This window comes from Brachybacterium sp. GU-2 (genome assembly GCF_030866705.2).
Lineage (GTDB): Bacteria > Actinomycetota > Actinomycetes > Actinomycetales > Dermabacteraceae > Brachybacterium > Brachybacterium conglomeratum.
The window spans coordinates 991869-1007492 of the sequence record NZ_CP133037.2; the positions used below are offsets into that span (position 1 = coordinate 991869).

General features: G+C 71.5%; 12 protein-coding genes. 8 read left to right on the forward strand and 4 right to left on the reverse strand.

The genetic code is table 11. The features are described from left to right. Window positions 1-16: 16 nt before the first annotated feature. The 4 genes from RBL05_RS04610 (at window position 17) to RBL05_RS04625 (ending at window position 5329) form a co-directional block, all read left to right on the forward strand. Window positions 17-2698, forward strand: a complete 2682-nt coding sequence (locus tag RBL05_RS04610; protein ID WP_318604126.1) for an excinuclease ABC subunit UvrA — start codon at window positions 17-19, stop codon at window positions 2696-2698. A gap of 636 nt (window positions 2699-3334) precedes the next feature. Further along, a complete protein-coding gene (locus RBL05_RS04615) occupies window positions 3335-3883 on the forward strand; it encodes a type 1 glutamine amidotransferase domain-containing protein (protein ID WP_308740479.1) in 549 nt (182 codons plus the stop codon). 7 nt (window positions 3884-3890) lie between these two features. Continuing rightward, window positions 3891-4202 (forward strand): putative quinol monooxygenase, encoded by a 312-nt coding sequence (locus RBL05_RS04620; protein WP_070500108.1) that lies wholly within the window; start codon window positions 3891-3893, stop codon window positions 4200-4202. 356 nt (window positions 4203-4558) lie between these two features. Further along, entirely contained in the window at window positions 4559-5329 is a 771-nt protein-coding gene (locus RBL05_RS04625; protein WP_308740478.1) for a hypothetical protein, read from the forward strand. 36 nt (window positions 5330-5365) lie between these two features. On the opposite strand, the gene RBL05_RS04630 is transcribed toward RBL05_RS04625, so the two are convergent. Then, window positions 5366-6988, reverse strand: a complete 1623-nt coding sequence (locus RBL05_RS04630; protein ID WP_308740477.1) for an arabinogalactan endo-beta-1,4-galactanase — start codon at window positions 6986-6988, stop codon at window positions 5366-5368. A 33-nt stretch (window positions 6989-7021) separates the two neighbouring features. After that, a complete protein-coding gene (locus RBL05_RS04635) occupies window positions 7022-9049 on the reverse strand; it encodes a beta-galactosidase (RefSeq protein ID WP_308740476.1) in 2028 nt (675 codons plus the stop codon). 134 nt (window positions 9050-9183) lie between these two features. On the opposite strand from RBL05_RS04635, the gene RBL05_RS04640 reads away from it, so the two are divergent. The 4 genes from RBL05_RS04640 (at window position 9184) to RBL05_RS04655 (ending at window position 13541) form a co-directional block, all read left to right on the forward strand. Beyond that, window positions 9184-10527 (forward strand): ABC transporter substrate-binding protein, encoded by a 1344-nt coding sequence (locus RBL05_RS04640; RefSeq protein WP_308740475.1) that lies wholly within the window; start codon window positions 9184-9186, stop codon window positions 10525-10527. Then, window positions 10524-11453 (forward strand): carbohydrate ABC transporter permease, encoded by a 930-nt coding sequence (locus RBL05_RS04645; RefSeq protein WP_269362066.1) that lies wholly within the window; start codon window positions 10524-10526, stop codon window positions 11451-11453. Before RBL05_RS04640 ends, RBL05_RS04645 begins: the two co-directional genes overlap by 4 nt. Before the next feature lie 8 nt (window positions 11454-11461). After that, window positions 11462-12394, forward strand: a complete 933-nt coding sequence (locus tag RBL05_RS04650; protein WP_308740474.1) for a carbohydrate ABC transporter permease — start codon at window positions 11462-11464, stop codon at window positions 12392-12394. Window positions 12395-12536: 142 nt separating this feature from the next. Next, on the forward strand, window positions 12537-13541 hold the full coding sequence (locus RBL05_RS04655) for a LacI family DNA-binding transcriptional regulator (RefSeq protein ID WP_308740473.1): 1005 nt from the start codon (window positions 12537-12539) through the stop codon (window positions 13539-13541). A 19-nt stretch (window positions 13542-13560) separates the two neighbouring features. Here the strand turns inward: RBL05_RS04655 and RBL05_RS04660 are convergent, their stop codons facing one another. Together RBL05_RS04660 and fmdA are read right to left on the reverse strand one after the other, a co-directional pair. After that, entirely contained in the window at window positions 13561-14133 is a 573-nt protein-coding gene (locus RBL05_RS04660) for a YetF domain-containing protein (RefSeq protein ID WP_308740472.1), read from the reverse strand. Window positions 14134-14346: 213 nt separating this feature from the next. Continuing rightward, the gene (gene fmdA / locus RBL05_RS04665; RefSeq protein ID WP_308740471.1) at window positions 14347-15603 is read right to left on the reverse strand and encodes a formamidase; all 1257 of its coding nucleotides are present in this window, start codon (window positions 15601-15603) and stop codon (window positions 14347-14349) included. Between the last annotated feature and the right edge of the window lie 21 nt (window positions 15604-15624).

A 15624-nucleotide genomic window follows, 5' to 3' on the forward strand; every position in this document is an offset into this window, starting at 1 on the left:
TGCTAGTGTCGCCGGCATGGTCGAAGCACGCAGGTCCGCGCCGTTTGACTCCTCTCCCGTTCAGCCCGACGTGCAGATTCTCGGCGCGCGCGAGCACAACCTCCGAGACATCGACCTGACGGTGCCCCGCGACGCGCTGGTGGTGTTCACCGGCGTCTCCGGCTCGGGAAAGTCCTCGCTGGCCTTCGGAACCCTGTTCGCGGAGTCCCAGCGCCGCTACCTCGAGTCCGTCGCTCCCTACGCCCGTCGCCTCATCGACCAGGCGGGCGTCCCGGACGTCGACTCCATCACGGGCATGCCGCCGGCCGTCGCTCTTCAGCAGCAGCGCGGGGGCCGCAGCGCGCGGTCCTCGGTGGGCAGCATCACCACGCTCTCCTCGCTGGTGCGCATGCTCTACTCCCGGGCCGGCCACTACCCCGATGATCAGCCGATGCTCTACGCCGAGGACTTCTCCGCCAACACCGTGCAGGGCGCATGCCCGGAGTGCCACGGCATCGGCCGGGTGTATGAGGTCACCGAGGACACGATGGTGCCGGACCCGTCGCTGACGATCCGCGAGCGGGCCATCGCCTCATGGCCGACGGCCTGGCACGGTCATCAGCTGCGCGATGTGCTCGTCGCGCTCGGCTACGACGTCGATGTGCCCTGGAAGGATCTGCCGAAGGAGGATCGGGACTGGATCCTCTTTACGGACGAGACGCCGTATGTCCCGGTCCACTCGCGGCTGACTCTCGCCGAGGCTCGGGCCGCGACCGCGGCGGGCGTCGAACCGAGCTACTCGGGCACCTTCGTCGGCGCGCGTCGGTACGTGCTCGACACGTTCGCGAACACCAAGAGCGAGTCGATGAAGCGACGCGTGGCGGAGTTCCTCTCGGTCGCTCCCTGCCCTGCCTGCCATGGGAAGCGGCTGAAGCCGGAGGCCCTGTCCGTGACGTTCGAGGGTCTCGACGTCGCAGATCTCTCCGCGCTGCCGCTCGCGGAGCTCTCCACGCTGATCGACCAGGCGGTCGAGCGAGCTGCCGGCGCTCTCGATGGGGCCGAGTCGGCGGGCCGCACAGGTGGCCAAGCTGACCGACGCGACGCCGGGCAGCGGATCGACGACGCCGGAGGATCCGCCCCCGCAGCCGTCGAGGACGCGCGCATGTCGCCTGACCGCTCGGTCGAGAAGCTGGCCGCGACAGCGCGATTGGGCGCGGAGCTCGTCAACAGACTGCGGCCGATCATCGATCTCGGTCTGGGGTACCTGTCCTTGGACCGCACCACTCCCACCCTCTCCGGCGGGGAGCTGCAGCGACTGCGGCTCGCGACCCAGCTGACCTCCGAGCTGTTCGGTGTGGTCTATGTGCTCGATGAGCCGTCCGCGGGTCTTCATCCGCAGGACGTCAGCGCTCTGCTCGGCATCCTCGACGGGCTCAAGCGCCGGGGCAACAGCCTGTTCGTGGTGGAGCATTCGGTGGATGTGATGCGGCACGCCGACTGGCTGGTCGACATCGGGCCCGGCGCGGGTGAGCGCGGCGGCCGCGTCGTCTACAGCGGGCCCTACGAAGGGCTCGCCGAGGTGGAGGAGTCCGTCACCCGCGGCTATGTCTTCGGGGGCAGCGGCCTGCCCCGCCGGACGCCTCGCCAGCCGCAGGGATGGCTGAGGCTCGAGCACGTCACGCGCAACAACCTGCGCGACGTGACGATCTCCTTCCCGCTCGGGGTGTTCACGGCCGTCACCGGAGTCTCGGGATCAGGCAAGTCCAGCCTGGTCAGCCAGGCACTGCCTGCGCTGCTCGGCGAACGGCAGGGACGAGCAGACCAGGCGGAGGACGCTGACGCCGCCGAAGGGGACGAGCTCCTGCTGTCGGACGAGCCCGACGAGCTCGAGGGTGAGATCCGCGGCGACGTCGACGGGGTGCGCCGCGTCGTGAGCATCGACCAGAAGCCCATCGGTCGCACCCCGCGCTCGAACGTCGCCACCTATACGGGCCTGTTCGACCACGTGAGGCGGAGGTTCGCGGAGACGCCCGAGGCTCGCGCTCGCGGGTACAAGGCGGGCAGGTTCTCCTTCAACGTCACCGGCGGTCGCTGCCCTACCTGCAAGGGCGAAGGATCCGTCATGGTGGAGCTGCTCTTCCTCCCCTCGGTCTACACCGAGTGCCCTGACTGCCACGGCACCCGCTACCAGTCCAGCACGTTGGAGATCGCCTGGCGCGGCCGCAACATCGCGGAGATCCTCGCCATGAGCGTCGAGGAGGCACACGACTTCTTCCACGGCGAGTTCGACATCATGCGGTCGCTCGCGGCCCTGGTCGACGTCGGCCTCGGATATCTCCGTCTCGGACAGCCGGCCACCGAGTTGTCCGGAGGTGAGGCGCAGCGGGTGAAGCTCGCCTCCGAGCTCCAACGATCCCAGCGCGGGGACACCCTCTACGTCCTGGACGAGCCGACGTCCGGGCTGCACAGCGCCGATTCCGACCGGCTCGTGACGCATCTCCAGACCCTCGTGGACGCTGGCAACACCGTCGTCGCGGTCGAGCTCGACATGCGCATCGTCGCCGTGGCCGACCACGTCATCGACCTCGGGCCCGGCGCGGGAGACGATGGCGGCACGGTGGTCGCCTCAGGCACGCCCGCGCAGGTCGCCTCGTCCGGAGCCGGTGCGTCGGCACCGTACCTCGAGGCCGCGCTCCAGGAGGCCACCTCCCGGATGTGAGAGTCGGAAGGCTGCGACGAAGGCGACGACCTCGCGCAGAGAGCGCACCGGACGAGCAGGCTGCCCCAGATCGGGAGCCCGGGCGCATGCCTTCCCAGCGCGGTCAGCAGACGCTCCGCGCCGACCTGCACCCCGGGCCGGCGAGCAGGGCGACGCCGGGCCGGGGCGCGGGCTCGCGGGGGCACGACGCACGAGTCCGACGGGAACCCGCCGGGTCGTGCCTCCGCCATCTTCGGTGGGTTCTGCACAGCCCGCGGGCGGCATCGGAGTCGTCGACGTCTTCGCGGCCCGGCGTCCCGCCGTCCCGGCGTCCCGGATGAGATGGCCACGCGGGCCCCGTCCCTGACGTGCGAGGTCTACACTGGCCAAGGGGCAGACGCTCACATTCGGCCGGGCCCCGGCGAAGAAGGCCCACCGTCGATGGCGGAAGGTCATCGTCGACCACAGGGCCGAAGCTTCTTCACCGTCTCCCAGGATCCGGCCCGAGAATCGGCAGCCAACGCCTGCCGGCACTCCGATGAGCGCAATGACGACTGCACGCGAGTCGTCCTGCACCCGAACCACGTTGCCCGGTACGGACAGCGTGCGGCTCGCCCGCACGGGCAGGCCGTCACCTCCCACAGAACGGAGCAGAACATGGCAGACGAATTACGAGGGAAACGGATCGCGATCCTGGCCGCGGACGGCGTCGAGCGCGTGGAGCTCGAGCAGCCGCGACAGGCTCTGCAGGACGCCGGGGCCACGACCGTGCTGCTCTCGCTGCACGAGGGCGAGATCAAGGCCCGCGAGAACGACCTGGACGAGGCCGGGACATTCCCGGTCGACGCCCTGGTGAAGTCCGCCTCGGCCGACGAGTACGACGCCCTGCTCCTTCCCGGCGGCACGGTCAACCCCGATCAGCTGCGCATTGACACCGACGCCGTCGGATTCGTGCGCGACATCATGGTCGCCGACAAGCCGGTCGCCGCGATCTGCCACGGACCGTGGACGCTGATCGAGGCCGGTGTCGCGAAGGGTCGGACGCTGACCTCGTACCCGAGCATCCGCACCGACCTGCGCAATGCCGGAGCGAACGTCGTCGACGAAGAGGTGGCGCGCGACGGGAACCTGATCACCAGCCGCTCGCCCGAGGATCTCCCGGCCTTCAACGCCGCGATGGTCGAGCTGTTCAGCCAGGACAAGTGAGGAAAACATGATCAACTCTGCATTGTCAGTCGTCGTTCACGCCAAGCCGGGGAAGGAGCAGGACGTCGCGGACTTCCTCCGCAGCGCCCGCCCCATCGTCGAGCAGGAGGAGGGTACGCGGGCCTGGTTCGCCCTGCAGTTCGACGAATCCACCTTCGGGATCTTCGACGTGTTCCCCGACGACGAGGCCCGCCAGACCCACCTCTCCGGTGGCGTCGGTCAGGCACTCGCTGCACAGGGAGCTGATCTGTTCAGCACCGAGCCGAGCATCCAGAACGTCGACGTGATCGCGTACAAGCTGCCCGGCGAGACCGCCTAGAGCATCAGCCTCGATTGACATCGGGGTGCGGCCCCGGGAATCGGCTCCACGGCTGTTGCCACGGCTGTGGAGCCGATTCCCGGGGCGTCCTGATCCAGGACCGTGCGAGTTGCGCTGCCCGGCGGCGGCCGATGGTCCCCTCAGCGGGGCACCCAGACCGCCCTGCCGCCCCGCTGTCGCATCAGCCCCTCCTCGATGGTCGGCAGGACAGTGCTGCCTCCGTGGCTCTGCGCGCCCTCGATGGGCCGTCGCCGAGGCCGACGGTCCCGGCGCGGACCGGCGGGCGCTCGAGGGGTCCGCGGGTGAGCTCGGGGTCGACGCACTCCCGTCCCCGTCGGATCCCTTAGCCTCGCTGCATGTCTCCGACCACCGACCCGTCGGCCCCCGCGCCCCGCCCCGAAGACCACTCCGACGAGCCGCCCTCCTCGAGCCGCTTCCAGCGCCTGGACGGGCAGGCGGTGCGCCGCTCGGCGGCGGCGCTCGAACACAGGATCATGACCCGTTTCCCCGATCGCACTCTGTGGGAGGTGTGCCGGGAGGTGGTGGGGCTCGTGGACGAGATCAACGCCGGCACCGGCATCAGCCGCCGACGGGTGCGGCTCGCCCGACTGCTCTCACGGCTCGCGATGCTCGCGGTCGCGCTGTTCCTCGGCGGGGCTGTCGCGCTCGCGGCGGTGGACCTGTTCGCGGAGCGCGACGTGCTGGGCCCGCTGGACGTGCTCCCGCTGCTCGAGACGATCATCAACGACCTCGTCTTCGGCGGGATCGCGGTGTTCTTCCTGCTGCGGATCCCCGAGCGGATGGAGCGGGCGCGCGTGCTGCGGATCCTGCACCGTCTGCGCTCCCTGGCCCACGTGATCGACATGCACCAGCTGACCAAGGTGCCCGAGCGGCTCGAGCGCGGCTCGCGCGAGGACGGCGGGCTGGACCTGGACCGCACGGAGCTGACCCGCTACCTCGACTTCTGCACGGAGATGCTGTCGCTCGTGGGCAAGAGCGCGGCGCTCTTCGCGGAACACACCACGGACGGGGACGTGCTGGATGCGGTCGAGGGCATCGAGGCGCTCACCTCGGACATGGCCCGCAAGGTGTGGCAGAAGATCGGCATCATCCAGCAGCAGGGATGAGGGGAGCGCTCGTCGAACGCGCCACGCAGCCGGCGTTCAGCTGAGCGCGGCGAGCACCTCCGGCAGCGCCCGGCCCTCGTGGTCGAACATCGCCTGGTTCTCCCAGGCGTTGCCGGAGGCGGGGTCGTGGAGGTCCCAGCCGGCGCCCTCCACCGCGGTCCAGGCGGGCTCCCAGTAGACGGCGCCGCGGCCGCGGCCGCCGGCGGCGGAGACGGTGACGTCCTGGACGGCGCGGAAGAACGCGGCCTGCCCGGCGGGCGTTGCCGGATACCCCTCGGGCAGCGGCGTCGCGCCGTCGACGATGTTCGGATAGGGCACACGGGGGCCGTCCTCGAGCGTGAAGGGATAGGCCGTCTCGACGACGACCACGTCGCGCGCGCAGCGTTCCGAGAGCACGGCGACCGCCTCCTGGAGGTCGCCGAGAGTGCCGTGCCAGTACGGGTAGTAGGACAGACCGATGAGGTCGAAGGGCACGTCGCGGGCGAGCACCTGCTCGAACCACCACGTCAGGCCCTCGATCCCGTCGTGGATGTTCGTCAGGTGAAGCATCACCTCGGCGCGGGGGAACACCTCGGCCACCGCCTGGGAGCCGGCGGCGAGGAAGCGGCACAGGTCCTCCCACCGAGCGCCGGCGACGCCGTCGGCCTCGTCCACGTCCCAGGTCTGGCCATGGGGCCACAGCATGCCGGGGTTGATCTCGTTGCCGACCTGCACCATCGCCACGTCGATCCCGGCCTCGCGCAGGGCGAGGAGGGTCGAGCGGGTGTGCTCGGCGACCGCGTCGACGAGGCCGTCGACGCCGAGGTCGGACCAGGCCGCGGGCACGTGCTGGGCGCCCGGGTCGGTCCACTCGTCGGAGTAGTGGAAGTCCACGAGCACGTCCATGCCGGCCCGGCGGATCCTCCGTGCCATCTCGACGGTGCGCTCCGGGGTGCACCACCCGTCGACCGGGTCGACCCAGACGCGCAGCCGCCCGAGCGTCGCGCCGTGCTCGGCCATGATCTCCACCGGGTCGACGCTCCGCGTCCCGTCGGCCGAGAAGTACACCGCCCCGTGCGCCTCGTTCTTCGGCACGCCCGAGAGGTCGACCCCGCGCACCGTGCGTGGGACGCCGCCGGGCAGGAGCTCGAGGTCGTCGATGCTCGCCCAGGCCCCATCCCCGCCGCGCACGCGGAGCGAAGCCTCGAGCACTCCGCGCGCCTCCGGGAGGCCGACGGCGAGGTCGAGCCATGCCCCGTCCCTCCCGGTGACCGGGAGGTGCACCTGTTCCGTCCTCCCTCGGGAGCGGATCTCGAGGCGGGCGGCGGTGCCGTCGCCGCCGGCGCGGACCCGGGCGCGCAGCACCCGGTCCCCTCCCCGGCCGATGACGACCTGCTGGCGGGCGACGACCTCCTCGCCCGCGGCCGGCGCGAGGTGGAGCACGTGCTCCCGCTCGCCGTCGGCCGTGACGGTGACCGCCTCGGGCGGACCGTCGATCGACCAGTGCGCGGTCCCCTCGGCGAAGCCGGGGTTGCGCAGGGCCTCGGGCCGACCGGCCGCCTGGGCCGGGAAGGTCCCGGCGGCGCAGACGGCGAGGGCGCCGCCGAGGCCGAGCCCGGCAAGGCGCCGCCGGGGCACGGCGCGGAGGTTCTCGGGGCGGGTGCTGCGGGTGGACGTCATCGTCTTCTCCTACGCGTCGGCGCGGGGTCGCCGTCAGCGGGCGGCGACCGGGGCCGGGGCGGGCAGGCGCCGGGTGGCGACTCCCCCGGCCGGGATCTCGAGCACGGTGCCGTCCCCGGCGGGGACCTCGGCAGGCCGTGCGGTGTGGTTCAGCGCGATGAGGTGGCGCGTGCCGTCGGCGGCGGTGCGCTCGAGCAGCTCGACGTCCTCGGGCAGGTCCCGGGGCGCGAGTCCCGCCGCGGCGTAGGGCTCGGCGAGCAGGGCGGCGAGGTCGTCGGCGTCGAGGTCCGCGCCGACGTACCAGGCGCGGCCGGCGCCGTGGGCATGCCGGGTCGCGGCGACGCCGCCGGGCAGCGGGCCGTCCGTGAAGCGCCCCAGCGCCTCGGCGCCGACGAGGTGGAGGTCCTCGGTCCAGATGCGGGCGCGCAGGGCGCTCCCGCCGAGCTCGAGGCGGACCTCCTCGCCCTCGCGCAGGGGGCAGAACTCCTGCACCTCGACGCCGAGCACGGGGGCGAGGGCCGCGTTGAGGCCTCCGGCGCGCACGCCGTCCTCGGCGTCGACGACGCCCGAGAAGGGGCCGACGACGAGGTTCCCGCCGGCGGCGACGTGGCCGGCGAGGTTCGCGGCGGCGGCGTCGGTGAGGAGGTACGAGGCGGGGGCGAGCACGAGGCGGTAGGCGGAGAGGTCGTCCTCGGGGTGGACGAAGTCGACCGCGAGGTGATCGCGCCAGAGCCGCTCGTACCAGGTATGGATCTGGGCGCGGTGGCGGAGCGCGGCCGCGGGCCGCCACGGGAGGTCCTGCGCCCAGTGCGACTCCCAGTCCCACAGGACCGCGACGTCGGCGGTGACCCGTGAGCCCCGGAGGTCCGCGAGCTCGCCGAGGCGGGCTCCGAGCTCGGTGACCTCACGCCAGATCCGGCTGCCCGTGCCGGCGTGGGGGAGCATCGCCGAGTGGAACTTCTCCGCGCCCTTGCGCGAGGCGCGCCACTGGAAGAACATCACCGCGTCCGCTCCGCGGCCCACGTGGGACAGCGAGTTGCGGGCCATCTCGCCCGGGCGCTTGGCGATGTTCCGCTCCTGCCAGTTCACGCCCGAGGTGGAGTGCTCCATGAGCATCCACGGCCGGCCTCGGGCGAGCGAGCGGGTGAGGTCGGCGTCGAGCGCGAGCTCGACGAAGTTCCGCTCGTCGGCGGCGACGAGGTAGTGGTCGTTGGAGACCACGTCGACCTCGTCGGCCCACTTCCACAGGTCGATGTTCGGGCAGGTGTGCGCCATGAAGTTGGTCGTGACGGGAACGTGCGGGGTGAGCTCCCGCAGCACGTCGCGCTCGGCGCGGAAGCACTCGAGGATCTGCTCGGAGCTGAAGCGGCGCCAGTCGAGCTCGAGCGAGGGGTTCTGCACCGACGGCGTGGGCAACGGGGCGTGGACGTCGGCCCACTCGCCCAGCACCTGGCCCCAGAAGGCCGTGCCCCAGGCATCGTTCACCGCCTCGAGGGAGCCGTAGCGGCGGGCGACCCACTCGCGGAAGGCGTCCTGGGCGTGCAAGGAGAAGCTCTCGCCGACGGGGGCGCCGTACTCGTTGTGCACGTGCCAGAGCGCGAGGGCGGGATGGTCGCCGTAGCGCTCGGCGAGGGCGCGGGTGATGGTGGTCGCCGCGTCTCGATAGGCGGGGGACGAGGGGCAGGCCATGCCGCGTGAGCCGGGGCCGAGCGCACGGCCCTGGCGGTCCACGACCCGGGCCTGCGGCTGCTCGCGGAAGAACCAGGCGGGCGGCGCGGCGGTGGGGGTGCCGAGATCGATGCGGATCCCATGACCGTGGAGGATCTCGAACACCTCGTCGAGCCACTCCCACCGGTACTCGCCCCGGCACGGCTCGAGGCTCGCCCACGAGAACATCCCGATGCTCACCAGGTTCACGCCCGCCTCCTGCATGAGGCGGGCGTCCTCCACCCAGGTCTCCCGGGGCCACTGCTCGGGGTTGTAGTCGCCGCCGAACGCGATGCCCTCGACGCCGAGGGGCCAGGGATGGGCGACAGAGGACTGGGATCGATCACGGTGCATGGTGCAGGACTCTGACACGGAAGTCTTTCCTTCGCAAGCCTCGCCGGCGGGCATTGACTGTGATCGATTACAGCCCTACGCTTCCCGCCAGGCCGTCCACGACCGGGCCGCCTGTCCATCGCAAGGAGGCGAGCATGACCAGTGCCACCCACCCCCGGCAGCGCCCGGGCCTCTCGCGCCGCAGGCTCCTCGGCGCGGCGACGACGCTCGGCGGCGGCGCCCTCGCCGCCGGCTCCCTCGCCGGCTGCGGCTCCTCGGCCGTCACCGGCTCCGGCACCACCGAGCTGATGTTCTGGACCTGGGCCCCCGGCATCGAGGACGTCGTCGCGCTGTGGAACGAGCAGAACCCCGACGTGCAGGTGGAGGTGAGCCGGCAGGACGCCGGCGACGCCGCCGTGACCAAGCTGCTCACCGCCGTCCGCGCCGGCAACGGCGCCCCCGACCTCGTGCAGGTCGAGTACCAGGCGATCACCTCGCTGGTCGCCGCGAACGCCCTCGCCGACCTCTCCGCCGACCTCTCCCCCGAGACTGCCGGGCACTTCGCAGAGGGGATCTGGTCCTCCGTGAGCCTCCAGGGCGACAGCATCTACGCCATCCCGCAGGACACCGGCCCGCTGCAGCTGTACTACCGCGGGGACGTCTTCGACGAGCTGGGCCTTTCGGCCCCCACCACCTGGGAGGAGTACGCCGAGGCGGCCCGGACGATCCACGCCGCGGACGAGACGATGTTCCTGGGGACCTTCTCCTCGACCGACCCCGGCCTCTTCGTCGGCCTCGCCCAGCAGGCCGGCGCCTCCTGGTGGGAGATCGACGGCGAGCGCTGGCGCGTCGCGATCGACACCGAGCCCACCAGGCGCGTCGCCGAGTACTGGGGCGGCCTCGTCGAGGAGGGCGTCATCGCCGCCGAGCCGATGTACACCCCGCAGTGGAACGCCGCCCTGAACGCGGGCACGCAGGTGGGATGGGTCTCCGCCGCCTGGGCGCCGGGTGTGCTCGCCGGCAACGCGGGCTCGACCGCCGGGCTGTGGCGGATGGCCACGATCCCGCAGTGGGACGCCGGGCATGCGGCGACCGGGAACTGGGGCGGCTCCACCACCGCCGTCACGGTCGACTCCCCGCGCCGCGCCGCCGCGGTGCGCTTCGCCGAGTGGATGAACACCTCGCCCGAGGGGGTGCGCGCGCTCGTCGAGAAGAGCGGCGTGTTCCCCGCCGACCGGCCCGGTGCGGCCGAGGCCCTCACTGCGCCGCCGGAGTTCTTCGCCACGCAGGAGGACTTCCACGAGCTCTCCACCGACAACGCCGAGGGCGTGCGGCCCTTCACCTTCGGCCCCAACGTCAACGTCGCGTACTCGATCTTCAACGACGCCTTCGCGCTCGCGACCCGGACGGGCACCGCCGACGCCTTCGTCGACGCCGTCGCCACCATCCACGCCGGCACCGTCGCCGACCTCGAGAACCAGGGGTACGACCTCGCATGAGCACCGCCACCGCCTCCACCCTCCGCCGACGCACCGACCGCTACGGCTACATCTTCATCGCCCCCGCCGCGCTCTGCTTCCTCGCCTTCCTCGCCGTGCCGATCGGCTACGCCCTCTGGGTGAGCGTGCGGCGCGAGCAGGTCGTCGGCCTCGGCCTCGGCGCCGGCGGCCGCGTCGAGGGCTGGGCGGGGCTGGGCAACTACGCCCAGGTCCTCGCCGATCCCGAGTTCCTCGCCAGCGCGCTGCGCGTGCTGGTCTACGGCCTCGTGCTCGTGCCCGTGATGCTGGGGCTCGCGCTGCTGTTCGCGCTGCTGCTCGACTCGCCGCGGGCCCGCCTGCGGCGTGCCGGCCGCATCCTGATCTTCCTGCCCTACGCGGTGCCGGCCGTCATCTCGTCCCTGCTGTGGGGCTTCCTGTACCTGCCCGGCACGAGCCCCTTCCACTTCCTCGCCGGCGCGCTCGGCGGCACCCTGCCCGACGTGCTCTCCCCGCAGCTCGTGCTGCTGGCGATCGCGAACATCGGGATCTGGGGCGGCACCGGCTTCAACATGGTGGTGCTGTACACCTCGCTGCGCTCCGTGCCCGGCGAGCTCTACGAGGCCGCGACGCTCGACGGCTGCTCCGAGCTGCAGACCGCGCTGCGCGTGAAGGTGCCGATGATCGTGCCCTCCCTGATCATGACCGCTGTCTTCTCCATCATCGCGACGCTCCAGGTGTTCGCCGAGCCGATGCTCCTGCGCCCGCTGACGAGCTCGATCTCCACCACCTGGTCCCCGCTCATGCGGATCTACCGCGACGCCTTCACCGAGAACGACATCTACACCGCCTCCGCCGGGTCCGTGCTCGTGGCCCTGGCGACCTTCGTCATCTCCTTCGGCTTCCTGCGCCTCGTGCGCGGTCAGGCCTTCTCCCAGGAAGCACGGTGAGCCGCGCCATGACCACCTCGACCGCTCTAAACCCCTCCGCCCCCTCCGACGCCGTCGCCGACCGCCCCTCGCCCCGCACGGGGCGCACCCCCGCCCGCAGCGGGGTCGGGGCCGAGCGGCCCTCCCTCGTCGCCACCGGGATCCTCCTGCTCGGCGCCCTCTACTGCGTGCTGCCGGTGCTGTGGGTGCTGGTCGCCGCCTCCAAGAGCGCCGACGAGCTGTTCTCGACCTTCACCTTCGCCCCCTCCACGCACCTGCTCGAGAACCTGCGGGACCTCTTCGCGTATCGCGACGGGCTGTTCCTGCGCTGGGCCGGTAACACCGTGCTCTACGCGATCGGCGGCGCGCTCGCCTCGACGCTCGTCTCGGCCGCCGCCGGCTACGGCCTCGCCCTGTTCGACTTCCGCGGCAAGAAGCTGTTCTTCAACGTGATCCTCGCCGGCGTGCTGCTGCCGGCCGTCATCCTCGCCGTCCCCCAGTACCTGCTGTTCGCGCAGGCCGGCCTCGCCAACACCTACTGGGCGGTGCTTCTGCCGAGCATCCTGAACCCCTACGGGATCTACCTCGCCCGGATCTACGCCGGCGCCTCCATCCCGCGGGAGATGGTCGAGGCCGCCCGCACCGACGGCGCTGGGGAGCTGCGGATCTTCACCCGCTTCGCCGTGCCGATGATGATGCCGGGGCTCGTGACCGTGTTCCTCTTCCAGTTCGTGGGCGTGTGGAACAACTACATGCTCCCGTACATCATGCTCGGCGACGACGAGCTGTTCCCCATCACCGTGGGGCTCTCGACCCTCATGAACCAGGGCGCCTCGCAGCCGGCGATGTACACCACCGTGATCACCGGCGCGCTCGTCTCGATCATCCCGCTCATCGCCCTGTTCCTGCTCCTGCAGCGCTACTGGCACTCGGATCTCATCGGCGGCGCGGTCAAGGGCTGAACGCAGCACCCGAGAGCGCTCGCGCCCCTGCCGTCGGCGATACTTGCCGCGGGTGTCGTCGCGTCGCGGCGACCCGAGAGGAGGGAGAGACGTGGCCGCACCACGATCCGACGGGAAGGCCAAGCGTCCGACGATCTCCGAGGTGGCTCGGCGCGCCGGTGTCTCCACAGGGACCGTCTCGCGTTATCTCAACGGAGGGCACTGGGTGTCTCCGGAGGCGTCGAAGGCCGTCACGAAGGCGATCCGGGAGACGGGCTACGTCGCCAACGCCACCGCGCGGAAGCTTCGCACCGGCAGGAGCGGCACCATCGCCTTCGTGGTCGATGAGCCTCCCGCCCGGTTCTTCGAGGACCCGAACTTCGAGGCGCTGGTGGTCGAGGTGGGCGCCGCGCTGGCGACCAGGGATCAGTCGATGGTTGTTCTCCTGGCCGGGGACGAACCGAGCGCGACAAGGGCCGAGTCATTCCTGCTCACCAGCGGGGTCGATGCAGCGGTCACCGCCTCGGCGCAGCCGCAGCACCATCTGTTCGAAAGGCTTCTCTCCTCGGGGATCCCGCTGGTGAACATCGGCAGTCCGACGGGCCTCGAGGATCGCATCGCCTTCGTCGCGGCGGACGATCGCGAAGGCGGGCGGCTGATGGCCGAGCACCTGCTCGAGCGCGGCGCACGGCGGTTCGTCGTCATCGCCGGGCCCGAGCACTCGCCCGGCGGCATCCTGCGCCCCGGTGGGTTCCGCGACGCGATCCGAGCGGCGGCGGTCGAAGGGGTCGACGCGGAACTGCTGCAGGTTCGCCACGGCGACTACTCGAGAGACAGCGGTCGGGAGATCGCCCGTGAGCTGATCGCGGCTCATCCGAGGTTCGACGGTCTCTTCGCCGCGAATGACCGGATGGCGCGTGGAGCGATCGAGGCGCTGCACGAAGCGGGCCGCGCCGTCCCCGGAGACGTCCTGGTCGGCGGGTTCGACGACGCCGCCGGTGCAAAGGACGAGACTCCGCCGCTGACGACGGTTCGTCAGGACTTCACCCGCATCGCCGAGGAGCTCGTCGACGCGCTCAGCAAGCAGATCGACGGCGGGGTGCGCACGAATGTGATCGTGCCGGTGCACCTGGTGATCCGCGAGTCGACGGCGGCTGCGGAGGTCTGAGGCCCGCCGGGCGGACGGGTCAGGCGGAGGTCGTCAGGCGCTCGGGGACCAGCTCGGCGCCCTCGACGCCGGCGAGGAGGCCGGGCGCGATCCGCTCACCACGGCGGACGATCGTCAGGCCGCCGCGCTCCTCGAGGATCACGAGCTCCACCTCGGCGGGGTCGAGCACTCCCCCGATGCGCAGTCGATCGTGCAGCCCGGCCTCCGTCAGCCCACGTCGGCGCAGGGCTGCTGCACGGCTGCTCCCCTCGAGCATCACGACGCTCGGGCGGCGACGCACGGCCGCGGGCAGGACCGGCGCGATGCGGCGGAACGTCCCCATCAGCGCATCCATCACCATCAGCGTGTTGAGCGCGAGCAGGGCCGCGAGCATCGTCGGCGACTCCCCGAGCATCGAGCGTGCACTGACCCCGCCCACCACGGCGAGCACCACGAAGCTCGCCGTGCTCATCGTCGCCATCAGCCGGGTGCCGGAGAGGTGCACCAGCAGTGTGAAGAACAGGTAGAGCACGATCGTGGAGAGCACCACGCCCAGTGCACCGGTCCAGCTGATCCCGAGATAGTCGTGCCAGAGCAGGTCCAGGTCGATCATGTGCGCCATTATCACCAGGCGACGGGGGCCTGCCGCGCGGAGGCTCTCAGCGCAGCACGGCGTGGCGCACCGTCGAGCGGCAGGAGGACGGGTCCGGTCATCCCGGCCGTCTCTCGCGGCGGCCGCGGCGGCGGGTCCGGGACGCGTCCCGGACCCGCCGCCGTCGCTCGTCGGTCGGTGCTCTGCCCGCTCCTGTCGGCCAGGCCCTCGGGGTCAGCCCACGCTCGCGCGCGGCGCGCCGATGCCCGGATCGATCCTCGGCACCTCGCCCGCCCCGGGGCGGATGTCGATGTCGAAGATGTCCAGCGGCAGGTAGACCGTCGCGCAGGCGTTGGGGATGTCGACCACGCCGGAGAAACGACCCTCGATCGGCGCGGCGCCGAGCAGCAGGTAGGCCTGCTCGGCCGACCAGCCGAAGGTGGTCAGGTACTCGATCGCGTGCAGGCACGCCCGCTGGTAGGCGAGGTGCGAGTCCAGATAGCGCTGCTCGCCGTCGAGCGTCACCGAGGTGCCGGAGAAGCTCAGCCACTGCGAGTGCTGCGGGGCGGTGTTCCCGGGCATGAAGATCGCGTTCTCGGAGACGTTGTACTTCTCCATCCCGCCGGGGATCACGTCGACGTGCAGGTCGATGAACCCGCCCATCTCGATGCCGCCGCAGAAGGTGATCTCGCCGTCGCCCTGGCTGAAGTGCAGGTCGCCGACGGAGAAGTTCGCCCCGTCCACGAACACGGGGTAGAAGATCCTCGTGCCGCGGGTGAGGTTCTTGATGTCCTGGTTGCCGCCGTTCTCGCGCGGCGGGGCGGTGCGGGCGCCCTCCCCCGCGACGCGGTCGAACTCGCCGTCGGGGACGGCGCCGAGGATCGCGCCGTCCGGCTCGGGCGGCAGGGCGAGGGCCGGCACGCGGTCCGGGTCCGTCGCGATGAGCGCCGCCTCGCGGGAGTTCCACCTCCCCAGCAGGTCCGGCGAGGGGGCCGTGCCCATCAGGCCGGGGTGGATCATGCCGGTGAACTCGACGCCGGGGACGTGGCGGGAGGTCGCCCTCTCGCCGCGGAAGTCCCACACGGCCTTGTAGGCGTCGGGGAACTGGTCGGTGAGGAAGCTGCCGCCGTTGCGCTTGGCGAAGATGCCGGTGTAGCCCCAACCCTGCCCCGCGAGCGGGCCGTCGTCCTCCTGCGGGATCGGGCCGACGTCGAGGATGTCCACGATCAGCAGGTCGCCAGGCTTCGCCCCCTCGATGCGGAAGGGCCCGGAGAGGGTGTGGACGGTGTTCAGGGGCGCGGTGGCGATGTCCTCAGCGGAGTCGTCGTTCTTGATGTACCCGTCGAACCACTCGCGGCAGTCCACGCGGAAGGTGTCGCCGGGCCGGACGCTGACGGCCGGCGGGATGTCCGGGTGCCAGCGGTTGTGACCGAGGATCTTCTGCTCCGTGAAGGGCTTCGCGGAGTCGAGGGGGAACACGTTCTGGGGCATGCGTCTCCTTCCACAGCGACG

What these genes read in the sequence shown, in the direction of transcription:
- RBL05_RS04610 (WP_318604126.1), top strand. Translation starts at nt 17, where the DNA reads ATGGTCGAAGCACGCAGGTCCGCGCCGTTTGACTCCTCTCCCGTTCAG.
- RBL05_RS04615 (WP_308740479.1), top strand. Translation starts at nt 3,335, where the DNA reads ATGGCAGACGAATTACGAGGGAAACGGATCGCGATCCTGGCCGCGGAC.
- RBL05_RS04620 (WP_070500108.1), top strand. Translation starts at nt 3,891, where the DNA reads ATGATCAACTCTGCATTGTCAGTCGTCGTTCACGCCAAGCCGGGGAAG.
- RBL05_RS04625 (WP_308740478.1), top strand. Translation starts at nt 4,559, where the DNA reads ATGTCTCCGACCACCGACCCGTCGGCCCCCGCGCCCCGCCCCGAAGAC.
- RBL05_RS04630 (WP_308740477.1), bottom strand. Translation starts at nt 6,988, where the DNA reads ATGACGTCCACCCGCAGCACCCGCCCCGAGAACCTCCGCGCCGTGCCC.
- RBL05_RS04635 (WP_308740476.1), bottom strand. Translation starts at nt 9,049, where the DNA reads ATGCACCGTGATCGATCCCAGTCCTCTGTCGCCCATCCCTGGCCCCTC.
- RBL05_RS04640 (WP_308740475.1), top strand. Translation starts at nt 9,184, where the DNA reads ATGACCAGTGCCACCCACCCCCGGCAGCGCCCGGGCCTCTCGCGCCGC.
- RBL05_RS04645 (WP_269362066.1), top strand. Translation starts at nt 10,524, where the DNA reads ATGAGCACCGCCACCGCCTCCACCCTCCGCCGACGCACCGACCGCTAC.
- RBL05_RS04650 (WP_308740474.1), top strand. Translation starts at nt 11,462, where the DNA reads ATGACCACCTCGACCGCTCTAAACCCCTCCGCCCCCTCCGACGCCGTC.
- RBL05_RS04660 (WP_308740472.1), bottom strand. Translation starts at nt 14,133, where the DNA reads ATGATCGACCTGGACCTGCTCTGGCACGACTATCTCGGGATCAGCTGG.
- fmdA (WP_308740471.1), bottom strand. Translation starts at nt 15,603, where the DNA reads ATGCCCCAGAACGTGTTCCCCCTCGACTCCGCGAAGCCCTTCACGGAG.